17 protein-coding genes and 1 pseudogene are annotated in these 20,151 nt (G+C 64.0%); 10 read left to right on the top strand and 8 right to left on the bottom strand.

Annotation, left to right across the window (positions count from 1 at the left end; translation table 11 throughout):
* The first annotated feature begins 167 nt into the window (after window positions 1–167).
* Both NKI50_RS20340 and NKI50_RS20335 read left to right on the top strand, forming a co-directional pair.
* Window positions 168–2,420 (top strand): transglycosylase domain-containing protein, encoded by a 2,253-nt coding sequence (locus NKI50_RS20340; RefSeq protein ID WP_352717447.1) that lies wholly within the window; start codon window positions 168–170, stop codon window positions 2,418–2,420.
* A 60-nt stretch (window positions 2,421–2,480) separates the two neighbouring features.
* Window positions 2,481–3,233 carry an SDR family NAD(P)-dependent oxidoreductase gene (locus NKI50_RS20335; RefSeq protein WP_352717420.1) on the top strand — a complete coding sequence of 251 codons (753 nt, stop codon included), beginning with the start codon at window positions 2,481–2,483 and terminating at the stop codon, window positions 3,231–3,233.
* Window positions 3,234–3,488: 255 nt separating this feature from the next.
* On the opposite strand, the pseudogene NKI50_RS20330 reads toward NKI50_RS20335, so the two are convergent.
* A pseudogene (locus tag NKI50_RS20330) lies at window positions 3,489–5,258 on the bottom strand (cation:proton antiporter domain-containing protein).
* Window positions 5,259–5,482: 224 nt separating this feature from the next.
* Complete coding sequence (locus tag NKI50_RS20325) at window positions 5,483–5,932, bottom strand: baeRF12 domain-containing protein (RefSeq protein WP_352717418.1); 450 nt, start codon at window positions 5,930–5,932, stop codon at window positions 5,483–5,485.
* 442 nt (window positions 5,933–6,374) lie between these two features.
* On the opposite strand from NKI50_RS20325, the gene cysG reads away from it, so the two are divergent.
* The 6 genes from cysG (at window position 6,375) to NKI50_RS20295 (ending at window position 12,122) form a co-directional block, all read left to right on the top strand.
* The gene (gene cysG, locus NKI50_RS20320) at window positions 6,375–7,826 is read left to right on the top strand and encodes a siroheme synthase CysG (RefSeq protein WP_352717416.1); all 1,452 of its coding nucleotides are present in this window, start codon (window positions 6,375–6,377) and stop codon (window positions 7,824–7,826) included.
* A complete protein-coding gene (locus tag NKI50_RS20315; protein ID WP_023718938.1) occupies window positions 7,823–8,128 on the top strand; it encodes a DUF2849 domain-containing protein in 306 nt (101 codons plus the stop codon). The genes cysG and NKI50_RS20315 overlap by 4 nt, the downstream gene beginning before the upstream one ends.
* Window positions 8,129–8,201: 73 nt before the next feature.
* Window positions 8,202–9,872 (top strand): nitrite/sulfite reductase, encoded by a 1,671-nt coding sequence (locus NKI50_RS20310; RefSeq protein ID WP_352717414.1) that lies wholly within the window; start codon window positions 8,202–8,204, stop codon window positions 9,870–9,872.
* Window positions 9,847–10,611 carry a phosphoadenylyl-sulfate reductase gene (locus tag NKI50_RS20305; protein WP_352717412.1) on the top strand — a complete coding sequence of 255 codons (765 nt, stop codon included), beginning with the start codon at window positions 9,847–9,849 and terminating at the stop codon, window positions 10,609–10,611. Before NKI50_RS20310 ends, NKI50_RS20305 begins: the two co-directional genes overlap by 26 nt.
* Before the next feature lie 216 nt (window positions 10,612–10,827).
* Window positions 10,828–11,364 (top strand): DUF934 domain-containing protein, encoded by a 537-nt coding sequence (locus tag NKI50_RS20300; protein WP_352717410.1) that lies wholly within the window; start codon window positions 10,828–10,830, stop codon window positions 11,362–11,364.
* 137 nt (window positions 11,365–11,501) lie between these two features.
* Entirely contained in the window at window positions 11,502–12,122 is a 621-nt protein-coding gene (locus NKI50_RS20295; RefSeq protein ID WP_352483597.1) for a DJ-1/PfpI family protein, read from the top strand.
* Between the two features lie 146 nt (window positions 12,123–12,268).
* Here the strand turns inward: NKI50_RS20295 and NKI50_RS20290 are convergent, their stop codons facing one another.
* Both NKI50_RS20290 and NKI50_RS20285 read right to left on the bottom strand, forming a co-directional pair.
* Complete coding sequence (locus NKI50_RS20290; protein ID WP_023675248.1) at window positions 12,269–13,291, bottom strand: fatty acid desaturase; 1,023 nt, start codon at window positions 13,289–13,291, stop codon at window positions 12,269–12,271.
* A 121-nt stretch (window positions 13,292–13,412) separates the two neighbouring features.
* Window positions 13,413–13,616 carry a hypothetical protein gene (locus NKI50_RS20285; RefSeq protein ID WP_023718943.1) on the bottom strand — a complete coding sequence of 68 codons (204 nt, stop codon included), beginning with the start codon at window positions 13,614–13,616 and terminating at the stop codon, window positions 13,413–13,415.
* Window positions 13,617–13,853: 237 nt separating this feature from the next.
* Here NKI50_RS20285 and grpE point away from each other — a divergent pair, with 237 nt between their 5' ends.
* On the top strand, window positions 13,854–14,489 hold the full coding sequence (gene grpE / locus NKI50_RS20280; protein WP_023675250.1) for a nucleotide exchange factor GrpE: 636 nt from the start codon (window positions 13,854–13,856) through the stop codon (window positions 14,487–14,489).
* Window positions 14,490–14,608: 119 nt separating this feature from the next.
* Here the strand turns inward: grpE and NKI50_RS20275 are convergent, their stop codons facing one another.
* Both NKI50_RS20275 and NKI50_RS20270 read right to left on the bottom strand, forming a co-directional pair.
* Window positions 14,609–15,388, bottom strand: coding sequence for a cupin domain-containing protein (locus NKI50_RS20275; RefSeq protein WP_352717408.1), 780 nt, complete (start codon window positions 15,386–15,388; stop codon window positions 14,609–14,611).
* 53 nt (window positions 15,389–15,441) lie between these two features.
* Entirely contained in the window at window positions 15,442–16,092 is a 651-nt protein-coding gene (locus tag NKI50_RS20270) for a TetR/AcrR family transcriptional regulator (RefSeq protein ID WP_352483594.1), read from the bottom strand.
* A gap of 75 nt (window positions 16,093–16,167) precedes the next feature.
* On the opposite strand from NKI50_RS20270, the gene NKI50_RS20265 reads away from it, so the two are divergent.
* Window positions 16,168–16,800, top strand: coding sequence for a trimeric intracellular cation channel family protein (locus tag NKI50_RS20265; protein WP_023718946.1), 633 nt, complete (start codon window positions 16,168–16,170; stop codon window positions 16,798–16,800).
* Window positions 16,801–16,809: 9 nt separating this feature from the next.
* Here NKI50_RS20265 and olsB read toward each other — a convergent pair whose 3' ends face one another.
* Window positions 16,810–17,685, bottom strand: a complete 876-nt coding sequence (gene olsB, locus NKI50_RS20260; RefSeq protein ID WP_023675251.1) for a l-ornithine N(alpha)-acyltransferase — start codon at window positions 17,683–17,685, stop codon at window positions 16,810–16,812.
* Window positions 17,686–17,834: 149 nt separating this feature from the next.
* The gene (locus NKI50_RS20255; RefSeq protein WP_023718947.1) at window positions 17,835–20,123 is read right to left on the bottom strand and encodes a hybrid sensor histidine kinase/response regulator; all 2,289 of its coding nucleotides are present in this window, start codon (window positions 20,121–20,123) and stop codon (window positions 17,835–17,837) included.
* Window positions 20,124–20,151 lie beyond the last annotated feature (28 nt).

Genomic DNA, 20,151 nt, shown 5'->3' with positions numbered 1-20,151 from the left:
GCCGAGGCGGGTTTTTCGTTTCGGCTTTGGCGCTGTCGCGGGCCGCGCGTGCTTCGCAAGTGATTGAATACAGTTTACTTCGATTTTTCCCGACTTAACCCGCCCTTAAATCGCCGCATCTAGTCTTCAACCGGAACGCCATAGGCATGGGGAAGACAGCACAGCGCATGGCGAACCGGAAAGACAGCCGCATCGAGCCCAGCTTCGAGGCATCGCCGGGGGCGAGATCCTCGGCCGGTTTTTCGGTGAGCGAGGAGGACCGCGTCGTGCCGAACAACCGCAAAGCCGCCGCAAAGCGCAAATCGACCAAGGCCAAGCCGTCACGCGGCGGGCGCGGCAAAGGCCGGCGCGGCGCGTTCGGCGTGCTCGGCCGGCTGTTCTACTGGTGCTTCGTGCTGGCCATCTGGGGCGGTATCGCCACTGCCGGCATCGTCGTCTATTACGGCGCGAAAATGCCGGCGGCCACCACCTGGGCCATTCCCGACCGCGCCCCCAACATCAAGATCGTCTCGGTCGACGGCCAGCTGCTTGGCAATCGCGGCATGAGCGGCGGCGAGGCCGTCGGCCTGCACGAAATGTCGCCCTATATTCCCGAGGCCGTCATCGCCATCGAAGACCGCCGCTTCTATTCGCATTTCGGCATCGACCCGATCGGCCTTTCCCGGGCAATGATGACCAATGTGCTCGGCGGGCATTTTTCGCAGGGCGGCTCGACGCTGACCCAGCAGCTGGCCAAGAACCTGTTCCTGACGCCGGACCGCACGCTGGAGCGCAAGGTGCAGGAAGTGCTTTTGGCGCTGTGGCTCGAGCACAAGCATACGAAGGACCAGATCCTCGAAATGTACCTCAACCGGGTCTATTTCGGCTCGGGCGCCTATGGCGTCGAAGCGGCCTCGCGCCGCTATTTCGGCAAGAGCGCGCGCGACGTCACGCTGTCGGAGGCGGCACTTCTCGCCGGTCTGCTCAAGGCGCCGTCGCGGCTGTCGCCGGCACGCGACCCAAAGGCGGCCGAGCAGCGCTCGCAGCTGGTGCTCGCCGCGATGCGCGACGAGGGCAAGATAAGCGCCAAGGAGATGACCACGGCGATGAGCGCGCCGGCGACGCGCGCGCCGTCCTACTGGACCGGCTCGGAAAACTATGTCGCCGATACGATCATGGAAGAACTGCCCGACCTGATCGGTGACGTGCGCCGCGACATCGTCGTCGACACGACCGTCGATCTGACGCTGCAGAAGCTCGCCGAGCAATCGATCCGCCGGCTGATCGACCAGAGCGGCAAGAAGCTCAATGTCAGCCAGGGCGCGCTGGTGTCGATCGACAATTCCGGCGCGGTGCGCGCCATGGTCGGCGGCTATGATTATTCGACCAGCCAGTTCGACCGCGCCTCGGAAGCGCGCCGCCAGCCGGGCTCGGCGTTCAAGCCGTTCGTCTATATGGCGGCGCTGGAATCCGGCCGTACGCCGGACAGCGTGCGCAATGACGCGCCGATCAAGATCGGCAACTGGACGCCCGACAATTACGGCGGCAAATATTTCGGCAAGGTGACGCTGGCGACGGCGCTGGCAAAATCGCTGAACTCGGTGGCCGCGCAGCTGACCATGGAAGTCGGACCGAATGCGGTGGTCGAGGCGGCGCACCGCATGGGCATCCAGTCCGAGCTGACGGCCAACACTTCGATCGCGCTGGGCACCTCGGAAGTGACGCCGCTGGAACTGACCTCGGCCTATGTTCCCTTCGCCAATGGCGGCTATAAGCCCGACATCCATTTCATCCGCCGCGTCACGACGAGCCACGGCAAGGTGCTCTACGAAAACAATGGCGGCGGTGCGCCGCGCGTCGTCAAGCCCGATGTCGTCGGCATGATGAACTCGATGATGACCGGCACGGTCGAGATCGGCACGGCCAGGAAGGCGGCGTTCGCCTGGCCGGCGGCCGGCAAGACCGGCACCAGCCAGAACTCGCGCGACGCCTGGTTCATCGGCTATACCGCCAACCTCACCACCGGCGTCTGGTTCGGCAATGATGACGGCAGCGCGATGAAGAAGGTCACCGGCGGCGCCTTGCCCGCGCAGGCCTGGCACGAGTTCATGGTCGCCGCGCATGAGGGCGTGCCGGTGCGGCCGCTGCCCGGAACCTGGAAATCGACGCCGCCCGACACCGTCGTCCCGGACGAGATACCGGCCGACACGGCACCGCCGGCGCCGGTCGCGTCCGTTGGCCAATCGGCGCCGCCTGCGGCAGCTACGCAGCCCGCTTCGCGTCCCGTGCGTCCCGCCGAGACGGTCGATGCCGGCGGCTTGGCCATGCCGGGTGTCGACGGCACAACCGGATCGATCAAGCATCCGGTGCCGCCCGGCAATGTCGGCGGCCCGGTCAAGAAGCGGCAGACCTCGATCCTGGACATTCTGACAGGCGGCTGAACGACAGGCCCCTCGCCACCGCTGCCGCGTTCCGCTACATCTCCCGCTTGGAGACGCGACATGGCTGAACCCGACACCAGAAAGACCATCGTGCTGACCGGCGCCAGCCGCGGCATCGGCCATGCCACGGTCAAGCGCTTTTCACGTGAAGGCTGGCGCGTCATCACCTGCTCGCGCCAGGCCTTTGCCGAGGACTGCCCGTGGCCGGCCGGCCCGGAAGACCACATCAAGGTCGACCTCGCCGACCAGGAAGATGTCGGCATCGCCATCTCCGAGATCCGCCACCGGCTGGAGGCGCATGGCGGGCAGTTGCACGCGCTGGTCAACAATGCCGGCATCTCGCCGAAGCTCAAGGACGGCAACAGCCGCATGAACTCGATCGACACGCCGATGCATGTCTGGCGCGACGTCTTCCAGGTGAATTTCTTCGCGCCGATCATGCTGGCGCGGGGCCTGTTCAAGGAGCTGGCGTCGGCCAAGGGTTCGATCGTCAACGTCACCTCGATCGCCGGCACCCGCGTGCATCCTTTCGCCGGCACCGCCTATGCGACCTCGAAGGCGGCACTCGGCTCGCTGACACGCGAGATGGCGCATGATTTCGGCCCGCACGGCATTCGCGTCAACGCGATTGCGCCGGGCGAGATCGACACCGCGATCCTGTCGCCGGGCACGGAAAAAATCGTCGGGACCATCCCGCTGAGACGGCTAGGCACCACGGCGGAAGTCGCCGACATCATCTTCTTCCTGTGCTCGCAGCAGGCGTCCTACGTGACCGGCTCAGAAATCCACATCAACGGCGGCCAGCACGTTTGAGCGGTTGGTTTTGATCAATCGTTGACGCTGCCCCTCATCCCCCTGCCGGGACCTTCTCCCCGTGAAGAACAGGGAGAAGGGGGCTTGATCGCAACGCTGGCGACCCCCTCTCCCCGTTCTTCACGGGGAGAGGGTAAGGGTGAGGGGCAGCGCAAGCGCGTCGCGTTTGAATGGCCTCTCATGCGACGCGCTTGAAGCTGTTGTTCTTTGCATGTCGTTATCCCAAAAACCGCTGCGCACTTTTGGCGACATGCCTTAGGCCGCCGAAGGCTTCGGTGCTGCCAAAACCTCCTCGACGATCCCGCGGGCGATCTCGCGTTCACCCATGATGACGGTGTCGGCACCAAGGCCCTTGAGGTGCTCGACCTCGGCATCGGAATGGGCGCGGGCGATGATCTCGATTGTCTGATTGGCGGCGCGGGCGCGCAGCACGACCTGCCCGGCCTCGAAGGCGTTGGGGATGGCCAGGATCAGCCGCTTCGCGCCCTCGGCATTGGATGCGGCGAACACGTCGCCATTCGCCGCGTTGCCGGCCACGGTTTCGACGCCTTCGGCCTTGAGCTTCGCCAACGTCTTGTCGGCATCCTCGATGACGAGGAAGGGCAGGGCGGCCTGCTTCAGCGACGCGCCGACGAGGCTGCCGACGCGGCCGTAGCCGATCAGGATGGTGTGGCCGGTCAGCCTCGTCCTGGGCGGCGGGCCATCCTCCTTCGCGGGCGCCGCGACCGAAGCCACCTGGCCGGGTTCGGTCGCCGGGCCGATCGGCCTTGCTTCGCCGGACGGCGCCGTCCTGCCGGCGCGTGCTTCCAGCCAGGGTTTCATCCGGTCGGCGGCAAGAAACATCAGCGGATTGAGGACGATCGACAGGATGGCGCCGGCGAGGATGAGGTCGCGGCCTTGTTCGGGCAGCAGTTTCAGCCCGACGCCGAGTTCGGCCAGGATGAACGAGAATTCGCCGATCTGGGCAAGGCTTGCCGAAATCATCAATGCCGTTGCGACCGGATAGCGGAAAACGACGACGATGACGAAGGCTGCCAGCGACTTGCCGATAACGATGATGGCCAGCGTCGCCAGGATCGGCCAGCCATTGCTGATCAGGCTGAACGGGTCGAACAGCATGCCGACCGAAACGAAGAACAGCACGGAAAAGGCGTCGCGCAGCGGCAGCGATTCCTCGGCCGCCCGATGGCTGAGCTCGGATTCGCTCATGATCATGCCGGCGAAGAAAGCGCCGAGAGCCAGCGACACGCCGAACAGCTTGGCCGCGCCGAAGGCGACGCCAAGCGCAATCGCAAGCACCGCCAGCCGGAACAGTTCGCGCGATCCGGTATGGGCGACGTAGTGCAGGATCCAGGGGATAAGCCGGCGGCCGACCACCAGCATGACCACGACAAAGGCCGCGACCTTGGCCAGTGTGATGCCGACGACGCCCCAGACGCCGTAGCTCGTCGGCAGCGACAGCAGACCGCTGGAGTGTACCTCCACCTGCTCTTAGCCGCCGAGTACGCCGGCCAATGCCGGCAAAAGCACCAGCGCCAGCACCATCGCCAGATCCTCGACGATCAGCCAGCCGACAGCGATGCGGCCACGCTCGGTCTCGATCAGCCGCCGCTCCTGCAGCGCGCGCAACAGCACCACGGTCGAGGCCACGGAAAGCGCCAGGCCGAAGACCAGCCCGGCGCCCATCGACCAGCCGAGCATCCAGGCGAGGCCGGCGCCAAGGGCTGTCGCGAAGCCGATCTGCACGATGGCGCCGGGCACGGCGATGGCACGGACCGACAACAGGTCCTTCAGCGAGAAATGCAGGCCGACGCCGAACATCAGCAGGATGACGCCGATCTCGGCAAGTTCATTGGCGAGGCCGGCATCGGCGACGAAACCCGGCGTGTTCGGTCCAACCAGAACGCCGGCGATGAGATAGCCTACCAGCGGCGGCACGCGAAAACGGTTGGCAAGTGCGCCGAAGACGAAAGCCAGCCCCAGACCGGCAACGATAGTGGCGATAAGGGGCGTGTCATGCGGCATTGTCTATGGAGCGCCTTTAGGAATCGCGATGTCGGATATGCGCCGCCCAAAGCCGCCGCCCTGGCAGTATGGACAGTCGCGTGACAACCCGCAATCCCATGAAATCAATGGCAAAGCAGCAAAAAGACGGAGAGCCGGCAAGATTTGCCAGCGTCGCGGGCGGCGTGTTCCAGTCTGGCGGCGGTTGTTGCGGCAGGGGAATTGCACGCCGCCGGTGCCCTCGATCAGGTCGCCTGCAGCAGGCTTTCGATATCGGGTATGCTGTGGTTGGTCAGCGTCTTTGGAATTTCCGCCGTTATCTTGTCGGTGACCTCCTTGTGCAGCTTCCTGCGCATGTCGCCGAGCACCGGCGGCGGCGCGATCAGCACGATCTCCTTGAACGTGCCGCGATGCGCGAGCTTGTAGAGCGTGTCGGCAATCTCGTCGGCAAAACGCTCCTTGCCGAGACGGTGCCAATCGGTGTCCTCGACCGCGCTGCGGTGGACGGAAGGGCCGTCGCTGTAGCGGCCGGGGCGGTCCGTGCCTTGCTCTCGGGTTGCCGGATTTTCCTGCTCCATCTCGTGCACGACCTGAAGGTCGGGATATTGGACGTCTCCACGGTTCTCGAGGAATAGCGCCTTTTCGCCGTCGGCCACCACGATCCACAATCCGCGTTTCAGTCTGACGTAGCTCATGGGGCGCTCCTTTTTTGATTTTTCGAACCCATCGCCGGGCCTTTGCCGCAGGGGTATGACCGGGCCTGGGTCTACAGGGCAAACGCGTGCCGAGGCGTGAATGTTCCGGTACTCTGACCCGGTATCTCCGACAGGAGCCGGCGAGAGCGCCAGGCTGTCTTTGATGGCTCGGTTGGCATCCGGCGGCTTTAATCTACTAAATTGGTAGAAATTAGAAAAATCTGTTTTGTGGCTAGCTCGGCCAGCCGCTAGAAAGGCAGCGGATCAGGGGCCGCAACAGCAGCTTCAATCCGCTCCGCATCTGAATGTGGAATATTTTTCTCTTGGCCGTTATGCTTGCAGAAAAGAGATTGCCTGCTACGAAGCGATGCGCGAGTGGGTGCCTTCTGGTTTTTCGCGCCCCCGCGTAGAACTGGCAAACGGTTCCAGGATTCCGCTCGTCATGCCGCAAGCCAAGCCTAAGCTCAATGCCTTTCCCGTCTTCATGCGGGTCGAGGGCGAAGCCGTCGCCATCGTCGGCGGCGGCGAGGAAGCGCTGGCCAAGGCGCGGCTGCTCGCTCAGTCGAGCGCTGTGCTGCGCATCGTCAGCGATGCCGCAAGCGCCGATCTGCTGGCCTGCATCGCCGAGACGGGCGCCACCCACATTGCCGACGCCTATAATGCAGCACATCTCAATGGTGCGGTGATGGTGTTTGCCGCCAGCGACGATGAGGCGCTCGACCGCCGCGTTGCCGGGGATGCGCGCCGGCTGGGCATTCCGGTCAATGCCGTCGACCGGCCGGAGCTCTGCGATTTCTTCACGCCGGCACTGGTCAACCGCGCGCCGGTCGCCATTGCCATCGGCACGGAAGGTGCCGGCCCGGTGCTTGCGCAGATGCTGCGCAGCCGCATCGACCGCATGCTGTCGCCCTCGCTCGGGCCGCTCGCGGCACTTGCCGCGTCGTTTCGCGGCGCCGCCGAAAAACTGCTGCCGAAAGGCAATGCCCGCCGCCGCTTCTGGAGCGATTTCTTTGGCGGCGCGCCGGCCCGTGCCGTGGAGGCCGGCGAGCTTTCGCAGGCGCATGATGCGGCCGTCGGCCTGCTGCTTTCGAACGAACCGGCATCGGGCCATATCGCGCTTGTAGGCGCCGGTCCCGGCGCCGAGGACCTTTTGACGCTGCGCGCCCATCGCCTGCTGATGGAAGCCGACGTGATCGTCCATGACGCGCTGGTGCCGGAGGCCATCGTCGCCATGGGCCGCCGCGATGCCGAACGCCTGCCGGTCGGCAAGCGCAAGGGCTGCCATTCCAAGAGCCAGGCCGAAATCAATGCGCTGCTGGTCGAGCTTGGCCACGCCGGCAAGCGCGTCGTGCGGCTGAAGTCCGGCGACCCGCTGGTGTTCGGCCGGGCCGGCGAGGAGATGGCGGCACTTCGCGATGCCGGCGTCGCCTACGAAGTGGTTCCGGGCGTCACCGCGGCCTTCGCCGCCGCCGCCGATTTCGAACTGCCGCTGACGCTGCGCGGCGTGTCGTCGTCGATGGTGTTCACCACCGGCCACGACCTCAAGGGAAATTCGCTGCCCGATTGGGCAAAGCTCGCCATTTCGGGCGCGACGGTCGCCGTCTATATGGGGCGCTCGGTCGCCGCCGAGGTCGCCGGCCGGCTGATCGAAGCCGGCCTGTCGCCGGACACGGCCGTCGCCGTGGTCGAGAATGCCAGTCTTGCCAACCGCCGCCGTTTCCACGGCACGCTCGCCGACCTGCCGTCGCTGGAGGCGCGCGCCGACCTCAGCGGCCCGGTGATGACGATCATCGGCGACGCCGTCGCCGGCGCCAATTTCGAACGGTCCGAGCCGCTGGCCGCACACAGGCAGGACAGCGTGGCCCGTGCTGCCGCGGAAGGAGTGAACCAATGAAAGTGCTGACCGCGAACCGTCTCGCCGACGGCATAGCCGTCTGGTACGCCAATGGCGGCTGGGCCGAGATCATCGACCATGCCGACATCGCCCATGACAAGGCGGCCGAGGACCGGCTGGAGGCGATCGGCGCCAAGGCCTCCGCCGACAACGAGGTGGTCGACGTCAATCTGATCGACGTGACTGTGGTCAACGGCACTGTCGAGGCGGTCCGGCTGCGCGAAAAGATCCGTGCCGCCGGCCCGACCACCCGCCACGATCTGGGCAAGCAGGCCCGTCCGCAGGCCGCACGCGCGGCATAGATGACACAAGCATGATCCCGATCGTGCTCGAACGAAGAAAATAACGGGCGGACGCGCCCGGAAAGACCTGAAAATGTACCGTTACGATGAGTTCGACCACGATTTCGTCAAGGCCCGCGTCGCCGAGTTCAGCGACCAGGTCGCACGGCGGCTTGCCGGCGAGATCACCGAGGACCAGTTCCGGCCGCTTCGGCTGATGAACGGCGTCTATCTACAGCTGCATGCCTATATGCTGCGCATCGCCGTGCCCTACGGCACGCTGAACAGCAAGCAACTGCGTATGCTCGGCCACATCGCACGCAAATACGACAAGGGTTATGGGCATTTCACGACCCGCCAGAACATCCAGTTCAACTGGCCGGCGTTGTCGGACATCCCGGCGATCCTGGCGGACCTGGCAAGCGTCGAGATGCACGCCATCCAGACCAGTGGCAACTGCATTCGCAACGTCACGGCCGACCACTTCGCCGGCGCCGCCGCCGACGAGGTTGCCGATCCGCGCCCCTATGCCGAAATCCTGCGGCAATGGTCGTCGGTGCATCCGGAGTTTTCGTTCCTGCCGCGAAAATTCAAGATCGCGGTGACCGGCGCCGAGCGCGACCGCGCCGCCATCCAGACGCATGACATCGGCCTGCATCTGAAGAAGAACGCCGCCGGCGAGCTTGGTTTCGCCGTCTATGTCGGCGGCGGCCAGGGCCGCACGCCGATGGTCGCCAAGAAGATCCGCGACTTCCTGCCCGAAGCGGATCTGTTGTCCTACTGCACGGCGATCCTGCGCGTTTATAACCTCTATGGCCGGCGCGACAACAAGTTCAAGGCGCGCATCAAGATCCTGGTCCACGAGACCGGCGTCGAGGAGATCACCCGCCAGGTCGAGGCCGAATGGCAGGAATTGAAGGACGCCGAGCTGAAGCTGCCGGAAGCCGACATCCGCGCCATCGACGCCTATTTTGCGCCGCCGGCGCTTGTCGACCGGCCGGAAGGCGACGAGGCGGTCAAGCTTGCCCGGCTCGATTCCAAAAGCTTTTCCGAATGGCTTGACCAGAATGTGGTCACCCATCGCCATCCCGACTACGCTGCGGTGACCATCTCGCTCAAGGGCATCGGCGAGACGCCGGGCGATGCCTCCGACAGCCAGATGGAAGCGGTCGCAGACATTGCCGAAAAATATTCCTTCGACGAGCTGCGCGTCAGTCACGAGCAGAACCTGATCCTGCCGCATGTGGCGCGTGCCGACCTCAAGGCGGTCTATGACACGCTTGTCGATATCGGGCTGGCGACGGCCAATTCCAACCTGATCAGCGACATCATCTCCTGCCCCGGCCTCGATTATTGCGCGCTGGCAACCGCGCGTTCCATTCCCGTGGCGCAGGAAATCTCGCGGCGCTTCGCCTCGCTGGAGCGCCAGCGCGAAATCGGCGAATTGAAGCTGAAGATTTCCGGCTGCATCAATGCCTGCGGCCATCACCATGTCGGCCATATCGGCATCCTCGGCGTCGAGAAGAAAGGCGCCGAGCTCTACCAGGTGACGCTCGGCGGCTCGGCCGACGAGAACACCTCGGTCGGCGAGATCATCGGCCGCGGCTTCAGTTCGGAAGAGATCACCGATGCCATCGAGCAGATCGTCGAGACCTATCTCGGGCTTCGGCTGGACAGAAACGAAAGATTTATCGACGCCTACCGCCGTGTCGGTCCCGCGCCGTTCAAGGAGGCGCTCTATGCTGGCGAAACCAAGGCCGCTTGACCGGATCGTCGACGTCGAGGCCGGCATCGCCGCCGAAGCGGCGGGTTTCGATGCGCTCTATGGCCATCTGAAGCCGCTGGAGATCATCGAGCGGTCGGCCCGGGAATTCTTTCACGGCGAAATCGCCGCCGTCTCGTCCTTCGGCGCGGATTCGGCGGTGCTGCTGCACATGATCGCGGAGATCGACCGCACGCTGCCGGTGATCTTTCTCGACACCGGCAAGCATTTCGAGGAAACGCTCGGCTATCGTGACGCGCTGGTCGCCGATTTCGGGCTGACCGATATCCGGGTGATCAGGCCCGACGATGCGGCGCTGGCAAGGATCGACCCGACCGGCAATCTGAACGAGACCGATACCGACGCCTGCTGCGACGTGCGCAAGGTCGAGCCGCTGGCGCGCGGTGTCGAGCCGTTCCGCGCCTGGTTCACCGGACGCAAGCGCTTCCAGGCCGCGACCCGGGCAGCGCTTCCGGTGTTCGAGGCGGTTGGCTCGCGCATCCGTATTAATCCGCTGGCGCACTGGACGACATCGGACCAGGCCAGCTACATGCGCGCACATGCGCTGCGTGAAAACCCGCTGGTCGCCTATGGCTATCTGTCGATCGGCTGTTTCCCTTGCACGCAGCCGGTGCAGCCGGGCGACGACGCGCGCAGTGGCCGCTGGGCCGGGCACGCCAAGACCGAATGCGGCATCCATTTGTCGGGGCTGGAGAAGTCGCTGACCGATGCCTCACTTTAGGGTATATTGATATTCAGGTGATGCCGGCCTGCAAACGGCGGCTTCCTGCGCTTCCGGCGCTCACGTACCCAAAAGTACGCTCCGCTCCGGTTCTCGGAAGCCACGCAGTTTGGTCGCTTCGCGCCCGCCTTCGGCTCCGGCTCGGCCTGACCTGAATCTCAACACACCCCTGAGGTGTTTTGCACTTTAGAACCTTGTGGACTTGGGAATTTCTTGATGAGCGAATTGATAGCGGAAAACGCCACCCGGCTGTGGACGCCGAATGGTTTTTGCGAGGACGAGTGGGTTCATGCCGAAAGCGCCGAGGCGCTGGTCGGCAATGGCCGCTTCATCCTGCCGCTGCAGGCGTTTCTCGGCCTCGATCCGGAGGTGCGGCGGTCGGCGAAGGAACGCATCGGCGTGCTGCTGCAGCCCGGCGATCAGCTCGAAAAGATCGCCGGCCTGCTCGATCAGCTGTCGCTGGTGGCGCTGGCCTTCCCGGCGTTCAATGACGGCCGCTCGTTCTCCAAGGGCGAATTGCTGCGCAGCCGTTACCATTTCACCGGCGCCATGCGCGCCACCGGGCAGGTGCTTATCGACCAGCTGCCGCACATGCTGCGCCTCGGCTTCGACGAATTCGAGATCTCGCACCCGGTGCTGCTGAAGCGGCTCGAGCAAGGCCGCACCGGCGGACTGCCGCTGTTCTACCAGCCGGCGGTGAAGCCGGAGGCCAAAGGCCCGAAATATTCCTGGCGGCGGGTGCGCGCCAGCTGATCTGCTCCAGGGGACCAGAAGCACGATCTGGTCGGACCACATTGCCGATTCGATCTTTTATTTTGCCCGTCCCCGTCTTAGGATAGGTCCATTATTTCGCGATCCGAATAAATGTGGCCACAAGGGAGGAACCGGGTATGGCTGGCAAGAAGATATTGATGCTCGTTGGCGAGTTCAGCGAGGAATACGAGATTTTCGTCTTTGAACAGGCCATGCATGCGGTGGGCCATACGGTCCATGTCGTTTGCCCCGACAAGAAGGCCGGCGACATCCTGAAGACCTCGTTGCACGACTTCGAAGGCCACCAGACCTATACGGAAAAGCTCGGCCACGACTACATCCTCAACAAGACGTTTTCCGAGGTCAACCCGGCCGAATACGACGCCGTCTACGCGGCGGGCGGGCGCGGGCCGGAATATATCCGCATCGACAAGCGCGTGCAGGCGCTGGTGCGGCATTTCCATGAGGCCGGCAAGCCGATCTTCACCATCTGCCACGGCGTGCAGATCCTGATCGCGGTCGACGGCGTGGTGCGCGGCAGGGAAGTCGCGGCGCTGCAATATTGCGAGCCGGAAGTCACGCTGGCCGGGGGCATCTATATCGATGTTGCGCCGACCGGTGCCCATGTCGACGGCAATCTGGTGTCGGCCAAGGGCTGGCCGGGCCTAGCCGCCTTCATGCGCGAATGTCTGAAAGTGCTGGGCACCGAGATCCGCCAGGGAGAGATCCTGATGCGCGACCAACGCCAGGCGGCTTAAGCTCGGAATTTGGAGCCGCCGCGCCCCTAATGCATGTCGCGCAAAAATGTGCAGCGGTTTTGCGATAACGGCATGCATAAACAAGAACTTAAAGCGCGTCGCATGAGGCCGGTCGAGCGCGACGCGCTTTAGGTGCGGCGGTGCGTCTACACGGCCATCCGCGCTTCGCGGAACGAGACCAGCTTGCTGCGGCTCTCGTCCCATAGCGCCAGCTTGACGCAGCGCAGGCTGTCGAGAAGCGTGACGCGGCCGATCTCACGCAGCTCCGGATAATCCCTCAGCACTTCCGGAAGCCGGTAGCATGGCACCTTGGCCGAGAGGTGGTGCACGTGGTGGACGCCGATGTTGCCGGTGATCCAGTTCAGCACCGGTGGCAGGTCGTAATAGGACGAACCGTGCAGGGCAGCGTGCTGGAATTCCCACTCGGAGTCCTTTGTCCACTCCGTCTCCTCGAACTGATGCTGGACGTAGAACAGCCAGATGCCGGCCGATCCGGCGAGGATGACGATCGGCAGATGCACGACCAGGAACGCGCCGGGGCCGACGAACCAGATGAGCAGAGCGGCGATGACGGCGATGGCGAGATTGGTGGACATCGACGACACCCAAGGGGTGAGGCCGCCCCGCATCATGCCCAAGGGCAGTCTCTGCTCGAAAATGAAAATCCATATCGGGCCAAGGCCGAACATCACCAGCGGATGGCGATAGAGGCGATAGGCGAGCCGGCCCCGCCACGACAGTTGCCGGTATTCGGCGACGGTCAGTGTCTTGATGTCGCCGGTGCCGCGCTCGTCGAGATTGCCGGCGCTGGCGTGATGGGTTGCGTGGGCGCGGCGCCAGCAATCGTAGGGCGTCAGCGTCAGCACGCCAAGGACGCGGCCGATCCAGTCGTCGGCATAGCGATTGGCAAAGAAGGAGCCGTGACCGCAATCGTGCTGGATCATGAAGATCCGCACCAGAAAGCCGGCGGCCGGAAGGATGAGGACCAGACCCCACCAATGGCCATAGGCATAGGCGGCCGAGGACAGCGCCCATAACGTGGCGAAAGGGATGAGGGTGATGGCGAGTTCGACAGCGCTGCGACGTCTGTCGGGCTTTTTATAGCGCGACAGGATTTTCAACCAGGCGCGCTTGCTGTTTGCCACAGCTTCGGGGGAAATCATGTTCATCATGAAACATAGGCGGAGCAGGGCGCTGCCGCAAGACGGAGATCACGCAAAGTTACTGCGCGTAAATGTCGCGCGATGGCAACCGGCCACAATTGCCGGTCGCGTCCCTGGCAACGGCGCGCTACCGACGGCGCCCGCCTGCGACCACCTTGGCTTCCACGCCGTCCAGGCGGTCGAGCAATTCCTTCAGACGGTCGGGAATATCGGACTCGGTGCGGAAGGCCGGCAAGGTGCGCAGAAAGCGCTTGGTCGCTTCGGTGCCGAGCTGGCGCCGGATATCGGCGGCGAGCCCGTTGCGTTTTTCGCCGTTCCTGCGGGGCATCATCTTAAAATCCTGTGTCGGCTTCGAAACTCTTCCAAGGGAGGAATGGTTCCCGCATTGTAGTAGCCTGGCAAGCAAAGCCGGCGGTTACGGTAAAGTTTGAATTAAAATCGAAAGGTTTGCGCCGTCCGCCATCAAGCCGCAACAGCGGCTGCAGTATCGCTTGCCCCTTGATTTTTGGCCGCTAAACCTCGATATCGGGCGCAAATCCACACCATTCGAAAATGACGGGAAACGGCGATGAGCGACCAGGCAAAAGACGAACGCGCGCCCGATGAAGCCGAGAAGACCGAGGCTGCCGCGGAGCCAAGGGAAGGCGGCGTCGACGGCGACTATGAAGCGCTTGTGCGGCTTCTGAAGGAAAACGAAGAGCTGAAGGATCGCGCGCTGCGCGTGGCGGCCGACATGGAGAATTTGCGCCGCCGCACCGCCCGAGACGTCCACGATGCGCGCGCCTATGCGGTCGCCAATTTTGCCCGCGACATGCTGTCGGTATCAGACAATCTGCGCCGTGCGCTGGATGCCATCCCGGAGGAGGCCAAGGCGTCGGGTGATGCCGGCTTCAAGGCGCTGATCGACGGCGTCGAGATCACCGAGCGCGCCATGCTGTCGGCGCTGGAGCGCCACGGCGTGAAGAAGCTCGAGCCCGAGGGGGAGAAATTCGATCCGAATTTCCACCAGGCGATGTTCGAGGTGCCCAATCCCGACGTGCCGGCCAACACGGTCGTCCAGGTCGTGCAGCCCGGCTATTCGATCGGCGAGCGCGTGCTGCGGCCGGCCATGGTCGGCGTCGCCAAGGGCGGCCCCAAGCATGTGGCAAGCGAAGCGCCGGTGGAGCCGGGGCCGGTGAACGAGCAGGCTGAGAAGGATGCGTGAACTGGGAGTAGGGCTCCGTTAGCCAGCAACCGCCACCAAAGCGTGAGGGATGATCGACCGCCCCCAACCTATCCGATTTCAGGGCGATCAAACAGTTCGCCGTGCAGGCTTTCCTGCCCTCAGCTCAGCAGTTCACAGCCATAGCGGCGGACCACGTCGGGGAATGTCTCCATGTCCGGCATTCCTTCGCCGTCCGGAGGAATGCGCCTGTCGGCGGTGGGCACACTGGTCGCCCTCAGAAGTTCCTCGAAACCGCCAGGCGTGAAGAAGAACAGCATCCGGGCCGGCCCACGCTTGACCGCATAGCGGTGCGGCACATCGCGTGGCCCAAAGAGAAACGAACCGGGTCCAGCCATACTCGCCTTACCGCCGATCTCGAACTCGATCTCGCCTTCCATCACCAGGAATGACTCGTCCTCGCGATGGTGCACATGCAGCGGCGCCTCACCTTCGCTCTCGAGCACTTCGATCAGCGTGAACTGGCCCGCGGTCTGGACCGCTGTCGCCTTGATCACCGCTAGCGAGCCAAGCCACCAGCGCGCCTCTCCTTCCAAGGCGTGACTGCAAAAGGCGTGGGGAGTGCTCCTGCCAGCTTCGCCGCCAGCCACGGCCGCCACAGAATGGTAGCCGACCTTGATCGAGGCGGAATTCACCATCGAGCAATAGTTTTTGATGCCGGGCAGGGAGGACCAGACCTCGCCAGCCGCCTTGGCGCTGTCCATGTCCGCCCATTCGAATATCTCCGTCCAGCCGCCTGCGGATTTGAGCAGGCGACGGTTGAGGAAACCCTTGAGCTTTCGCACCTCGTCATTCACTTGATCCCTAGTCTGCAGGAACATCTGCTCGGTGAATCCGGGCTTCAATGCAAATTCAGTGATTTCAACGACATTCGTGTCCATGACTTCCTCCCTTTGCCATCTGACCTTTGTTTCGCCTCCCGCATTCTGTTCGCTCAAGACGTGCTCGTCCGGCCTCTGCCTTTGAGCCAGCAGAGCGCCATTGTCGTTGCCGTTTCGACGGCGAGGTCCACCGTCATGCCGCGTATCCGCATGGCGTTGAACGTCGGAAAGTCGAATAGAAAGCTGATTGCCTGCACGACATCATCGCCCGGACCGTCGTGCGCCAGTGCCTCACGCACGAATCCGGCCACCATGTGTCGCAGGTATTCCTCCCATTCCCGCATGGCCGGAAGCTCGCGCTCGCGCAGGTCGCTTTCGAGATGCCGTCCGCCACGTTGGTAGAAGGCGAACAGCTCGTTGGCGACCCGGCGTAGCCGTTCTTCAGGATCGGTCGCGTCGCCGATTATCTCCGTCACTGCTTCGGGCGACGGAGGACGCAGGCGCTCCATCAGCAATTCGCCGCACGCCGGCACCAGGTCATCCAGAGTAGGAAAATGCTTGTAGACGGTGCCAACGGCGACATCGGCTTCCGTAGCGATATCCTTCCAAGTCGTGCCAAAGATGCCGTTCTGGGTGTGCAGCTTGATTGTCGCGTCGAGAATGCGCTGCCTCGTCTTGGCGAAGGCGGCAGTCCGGGAAGCCATGCTGTAGCGGCGAGGGGACATAGACGTCCACCCAAATAATTGAATGAACAATTCAATCATTTAATTTATCTGGAGTCAATCCAGATTCGCAGGAGCCACTCGCTATTCCCCACTCGGTATTTCATTATTCCCTCCATGAACCCGATCGAGCTTCTCGACTATGCCGGCGTCGCCGTCTTCGCGGCGACCGGTGCGCTGGCCGCCTCGCGCAAACAGCTCGACATTATCGGTTACCTGTTTCTGGCTAGCGTTGCCGGCATCGGGGGCGGAACGTTTCGCGACGTCATCCTCAACGTGCCCGTGTTCTGGGTGGGAAACCGCGACTATGTACTAATCTGTGCGGCGGTGGCGGTCGTCGTCTTCTTCAGCGCACATCGTTTCGAGTCGCGCTACAAATTGCTGCTCTGGCTCGACGCCATAGGTCTTGCCGCATTTTCGGTGATTGGCGCGGCCAAGGGGCTGACGATCACCGGGTCACCTGCAGTTTCGATCGTCACCGGCATGCTCACCGCAACCCTTGGCGGCATTCTGCGCGATCTGTTGACAGGCGAGCCTTCGGTGCTCCTGAGACCGGAAATCTACGTTACCGCAGCGCTTGCCGGCGCCGGCCTCTACACACTTGGCGATTTCGCCGGACTGCCGCCGCTTGCGTCGGGCCTGGCAGGTTTCATGGCGGCTTTCTGCGTACGCGGCGGCGCGCTGAAATTCGGCTGGGCCTTTCCGTCCTACAAAAGCAAGCCTGGCCGGCGTCCGGAAGATATTCCCTGATTTAAGGTGTCAGGCTGCAAACCGCTGCGCTTCCCCGCCATAATAATTGACGTAGCGGGCACCGATCTCCTTGACCGGCATCACCACGAACACGTCGACCGTCGAGAATTCACGGTCGATGACGCAACCGTCGCCGATGCGCGCGCCGACGCGCAGATAGCCCTTGACCAGCGGCGGCATCGCGGCGATCGCCGCCTTGGTGTTAACGGCTTCGATCGGCATCAGATCCATCGAACAATAGCGCCCGGCGACGGCACGCACGTCCCACGATGAATTCGTCCGGCAGTGGTGGGCAAGATAGGTCAGCGCCTCTGCATGTGCCGCCGGCACGGTGCCGTGGAACGACGCGCAGCCGGTCATCACGCCAATGCCGTAATGATTGATATAGGCCCAGATGCCTTGCCACAGCGCCTCGATGGTGCGCTTGGAGCGGTATTCCGGCAGAACGCAGGAGCGGCCGAGCTCGAGGAAGCGCTGGCCGGGATGTCGCGCGATCAGCTTGGTCAACTCGAATTCGCCTTCGGAATAGAAGCCGCCCGCCGCCGCGGCAATCTCCTGCCGCAGCAGGCGGTAGGTGCCGACGATGCGGCGATGCTCGGGACCGGAAAGCGAAGTATCGAAGACCAGCAGATGGTCGCAGAGGGGATCGAAGCGGTCGGCATCGCGGCGGTCCTGCATCTGGAACAGGTCCTTCCTGGCACCAAGCTCGTCGTAGAACACCCGGTAGCGCACTTCCTGCGCGGCAGCGATCTCGGCCTCGTTGCGGGCGAGCCGCACTTCGAGATTGCCGATGCGGCCGAGCGATGCGCCTTTTATGACGGCATCGGCGTTCCGGCCGACGAGCAAAGGCCCGCTGGCGTTCGGCCGAGCATCACATTCCGGCATGACTGTATGCACGAGTGATTCTCCTTCGAGCCATCCCTCTTGGCACGGGGATACGGTGTAGGTGCAACAGGATTGTGACAGTACCGTGATACGGCTCTGCGGGCAATACTTCGTCGGCTGGGTAATCTATCGACCGTCTATGTTGTGCCTCAGGCGGCCACTTGCCCTTCAACCGCATGAACCAGGGCATCAGGGTCGAGCGGCTTGGTGACGAAGCCGCTGGCACCGTGGGCGAGCACGGCGTGGCGGGTCTTTTCCTGGCTGTCGGCCGACAGCACCATGATCGGCACCGGCGGAACCGCGGTCTCCTCCTCATGGCGGCGGATGGCGGCGATGGCGTCCAGCCCGTCCATGACAGGCATATGCAGGTCCATCAGCACCACGTCGTAGCGGTGCTTATGGCCGGTGCTGATGACCGCCTCGACCGCGGCCTTGCCGTTGCCGACCACTTTCACCCGATGCCCGGCCTTGAGGAGGGTGGCGCGGGCCAGCATGGCGTTGATGTCGTTGTCCTCGGCGATCAGCACCGACAGGCCCTGCTGGCGGCCGCCAATGGCGTGCCCAGCCTGCGCGCCGCGCTTTTGCGGTTGCGGCTCGGCGATGACCGGTGCGTGGCTGGTCAAAAGCACGCGCAGCAATGTCTCGCCGCGCACCGGCCTCGCCAGGAAGGTGGCGTAACCGTTGGCACGGAACTCGCCAAGCATGCCGCGGTCGGTCGGCGCGATCAGCGTCACCGCCTCGCAATCGACAAATCCGCTCTGGCGCAGGCGCCTGAGCAGCCTGCCGTCGCTTTGCTCCATGGCAGCATCGACCAGAAGCACGTTGCAGCCCTCGGCGAAAGGGGCGGCCTGGGCGGCGGCGGCGGCCAGATCGACCGTTCCGCCATTGGCGCGAATGGTGCGGGCGATGGCTTCGGCCTCGACCAGGTTCTTCGACACGATTACCGCATGCCGGCCCAACAGCGCGTTCTGGCGGATCTGCAGCGCCTCGACGGCGGAAATAGCGGGAATCTCGAAGACGAATTCGGATCCCTGGCCAAGCCGGCTCGACACCGAGATAGTGCCGCCCATCGCCGTCACGAGGCGCTTGGAAATCGCGAGACCGAGGCCGGCACCACCATGCGTACGGGTCGAGGTGCCGTCAGCCTGTTCGAAGTCCTCGAAGATGCGCTCCATGTCCTCCTCGCGCAGACCGGGGCCGGTGTCGGTGATGGTGAAGCGGATGCGGTTGGTGGTTTCGGTGCGGACGCGGCCAATGCTTGCCAGGACGCCGCCGCTGTCGGTGAACTTGACGGCATTGCCGATAAGGTTGAGCAGCACCTGCCTGACCCTGCCGGGGTCGGCGGTGATCAGCTGCGGCACGTCGGGTTCGACATGGCAGCCGAGGCCGATATCCTTGGCAAAAGCCCGCGCCGCCAAAAGCTCGATGACATTGTCGGCGATCTCGCGCACCGACATCGGTTGCGGTTCGGGATCGAAGCGGCCGGCCTCGATCTTGGAATAGTCGAGCAGGTCCTCGATCAGCGCCAGCAGCGCGCTGGCCGAGGTCGAGATGGCGCCGACATAGGTCCGCTGCTCGGGCGAAAGGCTGGTGTCGGCGAGAAGCCGGGCCATGCCCATGATGCCGTTCATCGGCGTGCGTATCTCGTGGCTGACGGTGGCGAGGAAGCGCGATTTGGCCTGGCTCGCATATTCGGCCCGTTCGCGGGCGGTGATCAGCGAGGATTCGGCGCGTTTGCGGGCGGTGATGTCACGGGCGATGGCGCGATGCGAAACGGCGCCGCTGTCCTTGTCGCGCACCGACAGCTCGATCCAAGAGAACCAGCGTGGGCCGTCCGGCGTGCGAATGGCGACATCAGTGGAACTGAGGCATTCATGGTCGGAAAAGGCGGCGTCGGGAACGATGCCGACATCGATGCCTAGTTCGGCCAGGGTCTTGCCGGCGAGGTCGCGCTGGTCGGTTTCGACAAGGTCGGCGAAAACCTTGTTGGCGTAGACGATATGGCCGTCGCGGTCGCGGTGGACGACGAGATCGCCGAGTGCATCGATCAGACCGCGAAAGCGCTCCTCGCTCTCCTGCATTTCCCACATGCGGTCGGCCAGCGTCTCGATCTCGGCGCGACTGCGGGCGGTCGTGGCATCGAGCAGGGCCACCGCGCGACGCTGGGTGCGCCTGTTGCGCAGATGCATGGCGAGCCCGGCGATGGCTGTCGCCAAAAGGCCAATGGTGATGAAGATCGGCGCTCCGGTCAGATGCGACAGGCCTGCCAGCACGACGATGGCGACGAGAGTCAGGAAGGGCAGGCCGTGGCGGTTGGCGTCCGGCAATTCCGGCGCCAGCGGCGGCGCGGCGACAAGCTGCCGCCCTGACGCCTCGGGGGCCGCCCGGTCGGCCCGTTCGGCTGGTTCCGCCTCTCTGATGCCGGGTTCCGCAATCATACGGAATTCCTGCCAGACAGAGCTTATT

Origin of the sequence: Mesorhizobium sp. M0563, from assembly GCF_040321065.1 — a bacterium.
Lineage (GTDB): Bacteria > Pseudomonadota > Alphaproteobacteria > Rhizobiales > Rhizobiaceae > Mesorhizobium.
Note: the sequence above shows the minus strand (reverse complement) of the source record. Positions and strands in the feature narration are given on the sequence as shown.

Coding starts and splice junctions, on each gene's coding strand:
- NKI50_RS20340 (WP_352717447.1), top strand. CDS start 168: ATGGCGAACCGGAAAGACAGCCGCATCGAGCCCAGCTTCGAGGCATCG.
- NKI50_RS20335 (WP_352717420.1), top strand. CDS start 2,481: ATGGCTGAACCCGACACCAGAAAGACCATCGTGCTGACCGGCGCCAGC.
- NKI50_RS20325 (WP_352717418.1), bottom strand. CDS start 5,932: ATGAGCTACGTCAGACTGAAACGCGGATTGTGGATCGTGGTGGCCGAC.
- cysG (WP_352717416.1), top strand. CDS start 6,375: ATGCCGCAAGCCAAGCCTAAGCTCAATGCCTTTCCCGTCTTCATGCGG.
- NKI50_RS20315 (WP_023718938.1), top strand. CDS start 7,823: ATGAAAGTGCTGACCGCGAACCGTCTCGCCGACGGCATAGCCGTCTGG.
- NKI50_RS20310 (WP_352717414.1), top strand. CDS start 8,202: ATGTACCGTTACGATGAGTTCGACCACGATTTCGTCAAGGCCCGCGTC.
- NKI50_RS20305 (WP_352717412.1), top strand. CDS start 9,847: ATGCTGGCGAAACCAAGGCCGCTTGACCGGATCGTCGACGTCGAGGCC.
- NKI50_RS20300 (WP_352717410.1), top strand. CDS start 10,828: ATGAGCGAATTGATAGCGGAAAACGCCACCCGGCTGTGGACGCCGAAT.
- NKI50_RS20295 (WP_352483597.1), top strand. CDS start 11,502: ATGGCTGGCAAGAAGATATTGATGCTCGTTGGCGAGTTCAGCGAGGAA.
- NKI50_RS20290 (WP_023675248.1), bottom strand. CDS start 13,291: ATGAACATGATTTCCCCCGAAGCTGTGGCAAACAGCAAGCGCGCCTGG.
- NKI50_RS20285 (WP_023718943.1), bottom strand. CDS start 13,616: ATGATGCCCCGCAGGAACGGCGAAAAACGCAACGGGCTCGCCGCCGAT.
- grpE (WP_023675250.1), top strand. CDS start 13,854: ATGAGCGACCAGGCAAAAGACGAACGCGCGCCCGATGAAGCCGAGAAG.
- NKI50_RS20275 (WP_352717408.1), bottom strand. CDS start 15,388: ATGGACACGAATGTCGTTGAAATCACTGAATTTGCATTGAAGCCCGGA.
- NKI50_RS20270 (WP_352483594.1), bottom strand. CDS start 16,092: ATGATTGAATTGTTCATTCAATTATTTGGGTGGACGTCTATGTCCCCT.
- NKI50_RS20265 (WP_023718946.1), top strand. CDS start 16,168: ATGAACCCGATCGAGCTTCTCGACTATGCCGGCGTCGCCGTCTTCGCG.
- olsB (WP_023675251.1), bottom strand. CDS start 17,685: ATGCCGGAATGTGATGCTCGGCCGAACGCCAGCGGGCCTTTGCTCGTC.
- NKI50_RS20255 (WP_023718947.1), bottom strand. CDS start 20,123: ATGATTGCGGAACCCGGCATCAGAGAGGCGGAACCAGCCGAACGGGCC.